The sequence below is a fragment of the Neobacillus camarae genome, from assembly GCF_054950115.1.
The window spans coordinates 693,549-706,202 of sequence record NZ_JBUCKX010000004.1; the positions used below are offsets into that span (position 1 = coordinate 693,549).

Genomic DNA, 12,654 nt, shown 5'->3' on the forward strand with positions numbered 1-12,654 from the left:
TTTTTAGATGGGGGAGTAGAATAACAGTAGATATAATGTAAGGGATTACAATTACTTAAATCGAACACAGGAGGCCTTTTATATGGAAATCACATCACTCAACAAAACGTTCTTAGATTTGTTTCAAGTATTGCCTAAACAAGCATTCTTTGCTCCAGGAAGGATTAATCTGATTGGCGAGCATACCGACTACAACGGCGGTCATGTCTTCCCTTGCGCGATTACTTACGGAACCTATGCGGTTGCCAGGAAGCGGGACGACCAGATAATCCGGCTTTACTCAACCAATTTCCCGGAAACAGGGATCATTGAATTTAATCTAAATGAACTGGATTACGACAAAGCCCATGCATGGGCGAACTACCCTAAGGGCATGATCCGCTACATCATCGAAGCGGGATATCAAATTCCAACCGGTTTTGAATGTGCGATCCAGGGCAACATACCAAACGGTGCCGGCCTATCCTCCTCTGCGTCGATTGAACTGTTGACCGGGGTTTTGGTAAGCGGATTATATCAATTGGAAGTTCCCCGTCTGGATCTTATCAAAACTGGCAAAAGGGTTGAAAATGAATTCATCGGCGTCAACAGTGGTATCATGGACCAATTTGCTATTGGCATGGGGAAAACGAATGCCGGCATTCTTTTAGATTGCCAAACATTAAACTACGAATATGCGCCAATTGAACTCGAAAACCATAAAATTATCATTATGAATACGAACAAACGCCGTGAATTGGCGGATTCCAAATACAATGAACGCCGGAGCGAATGTGAACTGGCCCTGTCGCAGCTTCAGCAAAAACTTCCAATTGAAGCGCTGGGCCAGCTGACAGAGCAGGAGTTTGATGAAAATCAGCAGCTAGTTACCGATGAAATTGTCCGGAAACGGGCCAAACATGCTGTCTATGAAAATGTAAGAACAATAAAGGCACTTGAAGCGCTAAGGGCCGGCAATCTGGAAGAATTCGGTCTGTTGGTGAACCAGTCCCATATCTCACTTCGAGATGACTACGAGGTGACAGGAATCGAACTTGATAGTTTAGTAGAAGCTGCTTGGAAGCAGCCGGGAGTACTTGGCGCCCGGATGACAGGGGCAGGCTTCGGCGGCTGTGCGATTGCCATAGTGGAAAACAATGAAGTAGATAGCTTTATTACAAACGTGGGAGCAGCTTATCTCGAGAAAATCGGATACGAAGCGGACTTCTATGTGGCAAGCATTGGCGATGGGGCAAAAGAGATTGAATTGGAGGAAGTAAAATGAGCATTCTTGTTCTAGGGGGAGCAGGCTATATTGGTTCACATGCTGTCTACCAATTAATCGACCAAGGCTACGATGTGGTAGTCATTGATAATCTGCAAACAGGGCATCAGGAAGCCATTCATCCAAAATCCCGCTTTTATCAAGGGGACATCCGCAGCCGTGATTTTATGCGTTCGGTTTTTGAACTAGAAAAGATTGAAGGGATCCTTCATTTTGCCGCCAACTCGCTAGTCGGGGAATCAATGGTCGAGCCGTTAAAGTACTTTGACAACAATGTGTATGGGACACAAATCGTGCTTGAAACCATGCGGGATTTCGGCGTGAAGCACATCGTCTTTTCTTCAACCGCAGCCGTTTACGGTGAACAGAGGGTCATGCCCATCACAGAAGAAGCAGCGGCATTGCCGACCAATACTTATGGCGAAACAAAGCTGACAATGGAAAAAATGATGGCCTGGTGTGAAAAGGCCTATGGGATCAACTATGTTTCCTTGCGATATTTCAATGTGGCCGGAGCGCGAAATGATGGCCAAATTGGGGAAGACCATAACCCGGAGACCCACCTCATTCCGGTCGTATTGGAAGCGGCACTTGGGAAACGTCCGGCGATTACGGTTTTCGGGGAAGATTATGACACGTCTGATGGGACCTGTGTCCGCGATTATATTCATGTCGAAGATTTGATTGCCGCCCATCTATTAGCCCTCCGCTACTTGCAAACTGGCGGCGGAAGCAACAAATTTAATCTCGGCAGCAGCCAAGGGTTTTCAGTAAAGGAAATCATCGAAACTGCCAAAGAGGTAACGGGCATCGACATTCCGGTCCAAATGGGTGAACGCCGTGCCGGCGACCCAAGTACACTAATCGCTTCATCAGCCAAAGCAACAGAGGTGCTCGGCTGGAACCCGACTAGAACGTCCATCCGGCAAATCATTCAGGATGCCTGGAACTGGCATCAGCATCACCCAAATGGGTATCAAAGGTAAGGTGAGAGAAATGATTTATCAGCATGTGCAACAGCTTATTAATCAAGCCATTGAAGCAGAATTAATCGACCGGCAAGATGAAATGTATGCCAGGAATCAGGTGCTGTCCTTGCTGCGGCTATCGGAATTTCCCGAAACGGCACCAACTCCATCTGCCAATCCCGAAACCATTCCGGATGTACTGGAACAAATCACGGATTATGCTGTTCAACAAGGAATTATTGAAGATCTATTTGATGAGAAAGAAATTTTTTCAAGCAAAATCATCAACTGTTTCGTGGCCCGCCCATCCGAGGTAAATCGGGTGTTTTTTGAAAAATATCAGCAGAGTCCGGAGGCAGCCACTCAGTATTTTTATGAGTTAAGCAAAAACAACAACTATATTCAAATGAAGCGGATCCGTAATAATATCGAATATAAAGTGCCGACGGCTTACGGGGAGCTTGATATAACGATTAATTTATCGAAGCCGGAGAAGGATCCAAAAAGCATTGCCCGGGAACGTGAGGCGAAACAGTCCTCCTATCCCAAATGCCTGCTTTGTGTCGAGAATGAAGGCTATGCCGGAAGAATCGGACATCCGGCCCGTTCCAATCACCGGATGGTCCGTGTGGATCTTTTGGAAAAGACATGGTACCTGCAATATTCGCCATATGTCTACTATAACGAGCATTGCATCGTGTTGTCCGAACAGCATACAGACATGAAAATCAGCCCGGATACGTTCCGGCGGATCTTAGCGTTTGTGAAACAATTTCCGCATTACTTCCTCGGGTCCAATGCCGACCTGCCGATTGTCGGCGGTTCGATATTATCACATGACCATTATCAGGGCGGAAATTATGAATTTGCCATGGCAAAGGCAGAGGCAGACTGGCACTTTGACATGTCCCGGTATCCAGACGTAAAAGGGTCCGTCGTAAAATGGCCGATGTCGGTCATTCGCTTGCGTTCCAAACAAACAAGCCAGTTGATCGATGCAGGAGCCCATATTTTAGAATCATGGAAAAATTACAGTGATGAAGCAGTCGGCATTTTAGCATGGACGGATGAAACTCCTCATAATACGATTACGCCAATCGCCCGGAAAAGAGGGGACTTTTACGAACTCGATTTAGTTCTGCGCAACAACCGGACAAGTGAAGAGCACCCGCTGGGCATTTTTCACCCGCACGCGGATGTGCATCATATCAAGAAGGAAAACATCGGCCTAATTGAAGTCATGGGGCTTGCCGTTTTACCGGCCCGGTTGAAGGAAGAACTGAAGGAAGTGGAGAACTTTATTCTTGGCCAACCATCCACTGTAGCCCAGTACCATGAGGCTTGGGCACAACAGCTGAAAGCACGTTATAGCGAAAAAGCGAAAGGGTCCAATGTTGAAGCCTTCGTGCGTGAAGAAGTCGGAAAGAAATTTTTAAGAGTTTTGGAAGACGCCGGTGTATTTAAACGGGATAAAGCCGGAAAAGCGGGATTTGAGCGGTTCATCGAAACCTTAATAAACGAAGAGGATGTGGCAAAGAGTGAAAATAGATAATCAAGTCTTCGGACAATATGATGGACAGCCGGTCATTGAATACTCCTTGACCAACGACTCAGGCATGACAGTGTCTTGCTTGAACTTCGGTTGCGTCATCACGAAAATTCTCGCGCCTGACCGCGAGGGAAATGTGGAAAATGTCGTGCTGGGCTTTGACAATATGGAAGACTATTTAAAATGGTCCCCATACTTTGGCGCTGTCGTCGGGCGGGTGGCAGGCAGGATTCAAGGAGCAAGCTTTGAATTGGAAGGTAAAACCTACCATCTCACGCTCAATGAAGGAGAAAACCATCTTCACGGTGGTAAAAAGGGGTTTAATTCGGTCATCTGGCAGGCGGAGCCAATCCAAGATGAACAGGCTGTCGGAGTCCAATTTTCTTACCGCAGTGCCGCAGGGGAAGAGGGCTATCCGGGAAACCTTGAAACCACCGTCACCTATTGGTTAAATAATGACAATGAGTTTAAGATCAGCTATGAAGCCAGAACGGATGCACAAACGCTGGTAAATCTAACGAATCACTCTTATTTCAATTTGAGCGGCAATAATAAGCGCGACGTATTAGAGCACAAGCTGCAGCTTGATAATGACCGGTTTGTAGAACTGGGGCCGGACCTGATACCAACTGGATCCCTGCTGAATACAAACGGGACTCCGTTTGATTTCCGCGAGGGCAGGCTGATAAAGGATGGCATAGAATCGGAGCACCCGCAAAACCTGCTGGCGGGAAATGGTTACGACCACCCAATGGTATTTTCCAAGCAAGGGGAAAACAACAAGATTTTATTGAGTGATGCAAAAAGCGGCCGGGCTCTTGAAGCAGCAACCGATCAACCATGTGTGGTCGTGTATACGACCAACCAATTGGAAGGGCCGTTTACCATCTCGGGTGTCCCGGCCGGAAAGTATTTAGGGGTATGCTTAGAAACGCAAGGTCTTCCAGATGCGATTCATCATCCGGAATTTCCTTCTGTGGTGTTAAAACCTGATGAAGTCTACCATCAGGTGACGACCTACCGTTTCTTTGTCCAACCATAAGGAGTTTTTTATGGCAACGATTAAGGATATTGCTCAAAAAGCCGGGGTCTCCATCGCGACTGTATCGCGTGTGTTGAATTATGATACCAGTCTTTCGGTAAGCGATGAAACCAAGAAGCGGATTTTCGAAGCGGCTGAGGAATTGTCTTATAAAAAGAAATCCGTGAAAAAGCAGGAGACAGGAAAAATGGCGTTGGTCCATTGGTACTCCGAAAAGGAGGAGCTCGAGGACTTGTATTATATGTCCATTCGCCTCGGTGTGGAAAACCGCTGCCAAGACCAGGGAATCCAGGTGATCAGATGCCCGCAGGACCATTTAGGGGATTTGAAGCAGGAAGACATCCAAGGGCTTGTGGCGATCGGCAAGTTCAGTTCTAAGCAAGTTGAAGAACTACAGTCAATCAGCCAAAATGTTGTATTTGTGGACTCATGCCCTGATGAGGAACAGTTTGACTCCGTCGTGGTGAACTTTGAGAAAGCCACGGTGAAGGTGCTGGATTACTTATTGGAGAAAGGCCATAAGAAATTAGGCTTTATCGGCGGCAGGGAGGTATTCAAAGACCAAACTTCCATGATAGAAGATGCCAGGGAAACCACCTTTAAACGGTATTTAGCGGAAAGAGAGCTTTTGAACCCGGAGTTTGTTTACCAAGGGACATTTTCGGTTGCGGATGGTTATGACTTGATGAAACAGGCCATCGCGGAGCATGGCGACAATCTGCCGACCGCTTTCTTTGCCGCCAATGATTCGATTGCGGTCGGGGCCCTGAGAGCCCTTTTGGAGGCGGGAATCTCCGTGCCGGACCGGGTGAATATCGTCGGCGTGAATGATGTGAGCATTTCAAAGTATGTGTTCCCGTCCTTGAGCACGGTGAAGGTGTATACCGAACTCATGGGAGAGACTGCTGTTGATTTGCTGCTCGAAAGAGTCGACGGCAGAAAAACAGCCAAAACCGTCCACATCGCCACCAAACTCGTGATCCGAAACAGCAGCTTTTAGGTAACCATTGTTCCAAACCCAAACTGTCGTACTAAAAAAAAGGTGTCAGGACCCGGCCGCGGATAACGTACACGGTTAGGTCCTGACACCTTTTTTATGCGTTCAAAGCCAGTTGAATCATAAGTTCAATAGCAGTAGGGATGGCGGTTTCGTCAATATCAAATTTCGGATGGTGGTGCGGGTATTGGCTCTTTTCGCTTTGCATGCCGACGTTGATAAACGCACCAGTTTTTTCTTTTAAATAGTAAGAGAAATCTTCGGCGCCAAGTACAGGATCCAAGGTGACAAATACCTCTTCGCCAAAGGTTTTGACGATCACATCCTTGGCAAACTCACATGCTTCCGGATGGTTGTACAAGGGCAAAGTTCCTTCAATAAAGTCATAGTGTCCCTTGGCCCCGAAGCTGGCGCAAAGCGATTCGGTCAACTGGGCCGTTTTTTGATGCATCAGTTCAGCCGCTTCAAAAGTTAATGCCCGGATGGTCCCCTGAAGCTTTACTTCGGAAGGGATGACATTATAGGATTTCCCCGTCTGCATGCCGCCGAAGGAAATGACGCCGGCGTGAAGCGGATTTAAACTTCGGCTCACGACCGATTGAAAGGCTTGGATTAAATGGCTGGCGATGTAAATCGGATCGACAGCATCATGCGGGAAGCCTCCATGGCCGCCTTTGCCTTCAATCGTAATGTCAAAGTCATCACTGGATGCCATCGCAAAGCCAGGGGCAAACCCAATTTTGCCCAGCGGCACAGTCGACATTAAGTGAATTCCGTAAATCGCGTCAACCCCGTCTAAAATACCTTCCTGGATTAGCTGCTTTGCGCCGCTCGGCGAGGCTTCTTCCGAGCTTTGGAAAATCAATACAATATTATTTTTTACTAAACTAGGGTTTTGGCTCATCCATTTGGCCACCGCCAAAAGAATGGCTGTATGACCATCATGACCACAGCCGTGCATGACACCTGGAACAGTAGAAAGATACGGCTTGTCTCCTTCCTCATGAAGGGGAAGGGCATCCATGTCTGCGCGTAGGGCTATCGTTTTCTTTCCTTCTGTACCTTTAAAATATCCAATCACATTAGGCTGTGAGTATCGCGTATCAACGGGAATGCCAAATTGAGCTAATTGTTCTTTCACATAGGCGGCTGTTGCATATTCCTGACCGGACAGTTCAGGGTGCATATGGAAATGTCTGCGCTGCTCAATGGCCCAGTCTTTTAGTTCTGTATCTACTAAGCTAGTATTTATCATGGTGTGGAAGACTCCTTTTGTATTTTTATGCAACTAATTGTAATATATATTCTATTTTACTACAAGAATTGACCTTCTTTTTCTAAAAAAAATATACAGACTATAAAAATATTAGCCGGAATGTTTTTATATTATGTCTAATGACAATAGCAGCCAGTCATATATAATGGAGTTGGATGGATATTTCTGTAAATTTGTATGAGGTGAAATGTTAGGAAACGATTCTTGGGAGGTCTGACATGCAAAAACAAAAACTAGTAATCAATGGGGAACGTTTAAGGGAGGAACTAGAGCGTTTTGCGGAATTTGGCCGGACAGAGAACAATGGTGTCACTAGATTGGCTCTATCGGAGGAAGACCGCCGTGCGAGAGATTACTTCCGTTCCTGCTGTGAGCAGCTGGGCATGACGGTGACCGTCGATGATATGGGATGCATGTATGCCACGCTCTCAGGCGTGGAAAACGGGCCGCCCATAGTGATTGGTTCCCATTTGGATTCAGTGAAAAAAGGCGGCCGGTTTGACGGGGTTCTCGGCGTGCTGACAGGGCTGGAAGTGGTGCGGACACTGGTGGACAATCAAATCAAGCCGAGGGTGCCAATCACTGTAGTGAATTTTACCAATGAAGAAGGGGCCAGGTTTGAACCTTCGATGATGGCATCCGGGGTGCTGTCTGGTAAATTTGATAAAGCCGCCATGATGCAAAAGAAAGATGCCAATGGTGTTACATTCGGAGAAGCCCTCCGTTCGATCGGATATGAAGGCGATGCAGCCCATCGGCTGCGGGAGGCCACGGCCTTGTTGGAACTTCACATCGAGCAGGGGCCAATTTTAGAAAAAGAGGAGCAGTCCATCGGGGTAGTGGAATGTGTGGTTGGAATGGCCTGCTATGAAATTGAGGTGACGGGCGAATCCGACCATGCGGGGACCACACCCATGAATATGAGAAAGGATGCCTTGTTTGCGGCAAACAATTTAATCAACGAAATCCGCAAACGCTTGAGTGTCTTGGACGAAGAATTGGTGTTTACCATTGGCCGGGTGAATGTGTATCCGAGCATCCACACGGTCATCCCGAATAAGGTGATTTTCACGCTGGAGGCCCGGCATAAAGACATGGCAATCGTCAACACGGTTAAGGGGATCATCGAAGGTCTCCCGAACCTGGGCGATCATGAAGGCTGTGACGTGAAGACGACAAAATTATGGGAGCGGGATACTGTCTGGTTTGAGCCCAAGCTGTGTGATTTACTGGAGCAATCTGCCGAGACGCTGGGGTATACCCATAAACGGATGGTCAGCGGGGCCGGACATGATTCACAGTTTGTTGCGAGCTTCGTTCCAACGGCCATGCTGTTTGTGCCGAGCATCAATGGAAAAAGTCATTGTGAGGAGGAGTTGACCACCTGGGAGGATTGCGAAAAAGGAGTAAATGTGGTTTTGGATACTGTGTTAGCGCTACTGGCAAAATAAAAAGAATGAAACGAGGCTTTCCCGCGTTCAACGGGAAAGCTATTTTTTTGCAAAGAATGGGATTCGCAAATAAAAACGGCAAATTCGCAAATAAGATCCCCATATTCGCAACTAGACAGCAGAAATTCGCAAATAGGTGCCAAACCTCTGGGAACGAAAGCCTACAGTGCCGAACTTGGCCGCATATGTTAAAAAAATAATAGTTTTTTTAAGTAACTATATCTTTCACCAAGTTTTCACCATTGTTTACTAGACTTCAAGTATCAAGTCGAAAGGGGGAACAACTTCATGAATCCGAAACTGAAAAAAGGAATGTTCTGGGGAGTGCTGGCTGCCTTAGTGGTACTCGTAACCAAATTACTCTTGGGAAGTTCCACAGCAATTGCTGCCGGACCGCACGGACATGGTTCGGGAGGAATGGGGATACGGGGAGAAGCTTTACCCCAGCATATGATGAATGGTTATCATAATGGAGGTTTTCCTTGGTTTGCCCTGCTAATCGGACTGGCGATCGTTGTTCTGATTGTGAGATGGCTGAGAAAAAAAGCAAAGCAAGGCTCGATGCAGCAGTTTATTGACACATTTATCATGAGTTCACATACACCGGTAATTAACCAAAATGCCAACATATTGGACCAATGGGAACAAAAAATAATCAGCAAAAAGGAGAATGAATAAAATGGGTATTTTTAAACGAATGAAAACAATTACGATGGCAGAACTGAATGGATTATTGGATGGGCTGGAAGATCCAATCGCCATGTTAAATGAGTATTCCCGCGAAATGGAGCAGGAAATTGCCAAAGGCCAGAAAGCCTTGGCAAGACAAATCTTTGTAGAAAATAAACAGGCCGCACTCATTAATGAAACAAAAGCTGTAGTGGATAAACGGACACGCCAAGCAAAGCTTGCGATCGAGCAGGGCGAGGAGGCGATGGCAAAATTGGCTGTCCAGGAAAAACTGCTCCACGAAAAGCAGCTTGCCCTATACGAGCAGCAGTATGAATCCGTTAAAGGACAAACCAAACTTCTTATCGAAAAATTGGACCAGCTCAAAGAAACCTATAACCAATTGCAGCATAAGAAAATATTGCTAGCATCAAGGGCCAATGTTGCCCAGACAATGAAACAGGTTCAAAAAGCCACAGTCTCCTTCCAGACCGATACCATAGCAAGGGGAGTAGCCCGGGCTGAGGAAAAAATCATGCTGATGGAAGCAGAGGCTCAAGCCGGGCAGAAATTTGCCGCCCCCTTAGCACAATTCGATGCAGCCTATACCAACCTATTAAACGACGACGAACTGAATAAGGAAATTGAAAAACTAAAGAACGAAAAAATCACAATCTAGTAACGCGGAAACAAAAGAGAAGCACCTTGATGAACCTGGGTGCTTCTCTTTCATTTTAAGCTAGTCTTAAGCATCAATTGCTATTATTTGAATTGTGATGAGGATGGATCAGTGCTTTAACGCAGTGGGGGACAGGCCCCCACTGCGTTAAAGCGATAAAAATATATAAGGGAGCCGGAGCCATGAATGTCCTGTTAGCTGAAGATGATCAACAACTTGGAGAATTGGTTGCGTATATGTTAAAAAAGAAGGGTGGATATAAGGTGGATTGGGTTATGGAAGGGGAAGAGGCCTGTTTTTATGCCACCTCCGCCCATTATGATGTTCTGATCATGGACTGGATGATGCCTAATGGCACGGGAGTCGAGGCATGCCGTAAGTTACGAAAGCAAGGCTATCCGGGTGCCATTCTGATGCTGACTGCCAAAGATTCGGTCCAGGACCGGATCGTGGGGCTGGACTCGGGTGCCGATGATTATCTGGTCAAACCTTTTGAAATAGATGAGCTGTTAGCCCGCTTGCGTGCTCTTTCCAGGAGAAACTATGCGCCAATCGTGGAAGAAGAAGTGCAAATCGGTGATCTGCAATTAAACCGCCAAAGCCATATTGTTCGGTCCGGTCCCAATGAAATGACCTTAAGCCCACGAGAATTTCAACTATTGGATTTATTGGTGCAAAATAAGGGACAAGTCCTGCCGCGTGAGGTTATTTTGGAACGGATTTGGGGGCTGGATGCCGATGTGACGCTGAAAACCATTGATGCAACCGTTAAGTTAATCCGCAAAAAGCTGGATCAATTGGGGAAATCGGGTGTATTGCAGAGTGTTAGGGGGGTAGGGTATAAGTTTGAACACTAATCTCGTTTCGTTTATACGCGCTGTTACGAATCGCCGCGAGAAGGACGTATTTAAAAATACACAAGGGCGGCTGATCCGCGTTTATAGCGGTCTTATTATGCTATTTCTCATTCTATTTATTGTCATCGTGTTTTCTGTTCTTTATTTTGTCATCCTGAACAATCAGGAACGTGAACTAAAAACGATGATTAAACAGGAAGCCAGCTTTATTGAAAACTACTTATTGAGCAACCAACAGAGTGATCTCCGCAACATGCAGAATCAAGAGGTCGTATTTGCCGGAGCGAATCAATTCTTTTACTATGTGGTCAATTCTGACGGGGAATTAATCATGGGGAATGAATCCAATTCCCGCATGAGATCACAACTGCTGGGTATATTGAATAAAAATTATCAGAGCAATGGGGGAATTTACAAAGAAACGGTCCATGTCCAGGGGAATTCAAGAGGACGGGGTGACAAGGGAGAATTTCGCCCCCCCGAACAAGACCAAGATATCCGTCTCATGATTGCCAGCCAACCGTTATATTATAAAGGACAATTTGTTGGAGAGATTTATATAGGCAAAGATATTTCCTTTGCTTATCAATTATTCCACTGGCTGCTTGTAATTCTTTTGGCCATTGGATCCGTCTTCTTTGGTGTTGCTATGTATATCAGTGTGGTTATGTCGAAACGGGCCATGGTCCCTATTAGCCGTGCGTTTAAGCGGCAGCAGGAATTTGTGGCGGATGCCTCCCATGAACTGAGGACTCCATTAAGCGTGATGCTCTCGAGTGTGGATGCCATGGAGATGACAATCGAACCAAGTGAGGATGTTTTCTCCCATAAACTGCTGACGAACATGAGGCAGGAAGTCAAACGGATGACTCATTTGGTCACTGATCTCTTGACGTTGGCCCGGTCCGACTCCGATGGATTGGAACTAGCCAGGGAAACTTTTGATTTTTATCAGCAGGCACATATAGCGATTGAGTCAGTCCGTCCATTGGCGGCATCAAAGGAGATATCGCTTCATTTTGAGGTGAAAGGTCCGATAATGATCACAGGAGATCAGCAAAAGTTAGCCCAACTTTTATATATCCTTTTGGATAATGGGATAAAATACACTCCGTATGGCGGAGAGGTCAAGCTCTTTCTTGCACTAAAAGGACAGGAGCTGGGAATTATCGTCCAAGACACGGGAATCGGAATTAAAAAGGATGACTATAGCCAAATCTTTGAACGGTTTTACCGATCCGATGCCTCACGTAACCGGCAAATTGGCGGACACGGCTTAGGGCTGTCCATCGCGAAATGGATTGTCGAAGCACATAAGGGAACCATCAACGTATCCAGCGAGGTAGGAAAAGGGACTAGCTTTATCATTCGTATTCCGCAAACTTTTGGTACAATAAATCCGAAGCCAGATGAGGCGATGTAAAGCTGATTGGACAAGAATATGGAGGGAACGTAAAATGATTAAAAATATCGCAACGGTTGCCGTTTATGTGGATGACCAGCAAAAAGCAAAAGAATTTTGGACAAAGAAAGTCGGATTTAAAGTAGCTGCAGAATTCCCAATGGGCCCAAATGCTTTTTGGCTTGAGGTTGCGCCGTCAAACGCTCAGTCCCATCTTGTCATTTACCCGAAATCGATGATGAAAGGCCATGAAAGCATGAAGGCATCGATTGTCTTTGTATGTGAGAATGTCCTAGAAACCTATGAAACGATGAAAGCAAACGGTGTAACGTTCAAAGGTCAACCAGAAAAAATGCAATGGGGAACCTTCGTCCAGTTTAGTGATGAAGACGGAAATGAATTTCTTTTAAAAGGTTAATGGCTGTGGGGTATCTGAAATGGATGCCTCACTTTTTTGTCTTGTTACTTAAAGGAAACTATTTCAAAAACGTTCCAACTCC

12 protein-coding genes are annotated in these 12,654 nt (G+C 46.1%); 11 read left to right on the forward strand and 1 reads right to left on the reverse strand.

Features of this window, described 5'->3' with window-relative positions; all coding sequences use genetic code 11:
* Window positions 1-82: 82 nt before the first annotated feature.
* The 5 genes from ACY8D0_RS24675 to ACY8D0_RS24695 are packed head-to-tail and all read left to right on the forward strand — an operon-like array spanning window position 83 to window position 5,823.
* Window positions 83-1,264: a galactokinase gene (locus ACY8D0_RS24675; protein WP_462413091.1), complete on the forward strand. Its 1,182-nt coding sequence runs from the start codon at window positions 83-85 to the stop codon at window positions 1,262-1,264.
* Window positions 1,261-2,250, forward strand: a complete 990-nt coding sequence (gene galE, locus ACY8D0_RS24680) for a UDP-glucose 4-epimerase GalE (RefSeq protein WP_462413092.1) — start codon at window positions 1,261-1,263, stop codon at window positions 2,248-2,250. Before ACY8D0_RS24675 ends, galE begins: the two co-directional genes overlap by 4 nt.
* A gap of 10 nt (window positions 2,251-2,260) precedes the next feature.
* A complete protein-coding gene (galT, locus tag ACY8D0_RS24685; RefSeq protein WP_462413093.1) occupies window positions 2,261-3,784 on the forward strand; it encodes a UDP-glucose--hexose-1-phosphate uridylyltransferase in 1,524 nt (507 codons plus the stop codon).
* Window positions 3,771-4,823 (forward strand): aldose epimerase family protein, encoded by a 1,053-nt coding sequence (locus ACY8D0_RS24690; protein ID WP_462413094.1) that lies wholly within the window; start codon window positions 3,771-3,773, stop codon window positions 4,821-4,823. The genes galT and ACY8D0_RS24690 overlap by 14 nt, the downstream gene beginning before the upstream one ends.
* Window positions 4,824-4,833: 10 nt before the next feature.
* Complete coding sequence (locus ACY8D0_RS24695; protein WP_462413095.1) at window positions 4,834-5,823, forward strand: LacI family DNA-binding transcriptional regulator; 990 nt, start codon at window positions 4,834-4,836, stop codon at window positions 5,821-5,823.
* A gap of 94 nt (window positions 5,824-5,917) precedes the next feature.
* On the opposite strand, the gene ACY8D0_RS24700 is transcribed toward ACY8D0_RS24695, so the two are convergent.
* The gene (locus tag ACY8D0_RS24700; protein ID WP_462413096.1) at window positions 5,918-7,075 is read right to left on the reverse strand and encodes a M20 metallopeptidase family protein; all 1,158 of its coding nucleotides are present in this window, start codon (window positions 7,073-7,075) and stop codon (window positions 5,918-5,920) included.
* A gap of 239 nt (window positions 7,076-7,314) precedes the next feature.
* On the opposite strand from ACY8D0_RS24700, the gene ACY8D0_RS24705 reads away from it, so the two are divergent.
* The 6 genes from ACY8D0_RS24705 (at window position 7,315) to ACY8D0_RS24730 (ending at window position 12,572) form a co-directional block, all read left to right on the forward strand.
* Window positions 7,315-8,547 (forward strand): Zn-dependent hydrolase, encoded by a 1,233-nt coding sequence (locus ACY8D0_RS24705; RefSeq protein WP_462413097.1) that lies wholly within the window; start codon window positions 7,315-7,317, stop codon window positions 8,545-8,547.
* A 288-nt stretch (window positions 8,548-8,835) separates the two neighbouring features.
* Window positions 8,836-9,225 carry a hypothetical protein gene (locus ACY8D0_RS24710; RefSeq protein WP_462413098.1) on the forward strand — a complete coding sequence of 130 codons (390 nt, stop codon included), beginning with the start codon at window positions 8,836-8,838 and terminating at the stop codon, window positions 9,223-9,225.
* 1 nt (window position 9,226) lies between these two features.
* The gene (locus ACY8D0_RS24715) at window positions 9,227-9,895 is read left to right on the forward strand and encodes a PspA/IM30 family protein (protein ID WP_462413099.1); all 669 of its coding nucleotides are present in this window, start codon (window positions 9,227-9,229) and stop codon (window positions 9,893-9,895) included.
* A 182-nt stretch (window positions 9,896-10,077) separates the two neighbouring features.
* Window positions 10,078-10,752 (forward strand): response regulator transcription factor, encoded by a 675-nt coding sequence (locus ACY8D0_RS24720; protein WP_462413100.1) that lies wholly within the window; start codon window positions 10,078-10,080, stop codon window positions 10,750-10,752.
* Entirely contained in the window at window positions 10,742-12,175 is a 1,434-nt protein-coding gene (locus ACY8D0_RS24725) for a sensor histidine kinase (RefSeq protein ID WP_462413101.1), read from the forward strand. The genes ACY8D0_RS24720 and ACY8D0_RS24725 overlap by 11 nt, the downstream gene beginning before the upstream one ends.
* A gap of 34 nt (window positions 12,176-12,209) precedes the next feature.
* Entirely contained in the window at window positions 12,210-12,572 is a 363-nt protein-coding gene (locus ACY8D0_RS24730) for a VOC family protein (RefSeq protein WP_462413102.1), read from the forward strand.
* The last annotated feature ends 82 nt before the right edge of the window (window positions 12,573-12,654 follow it).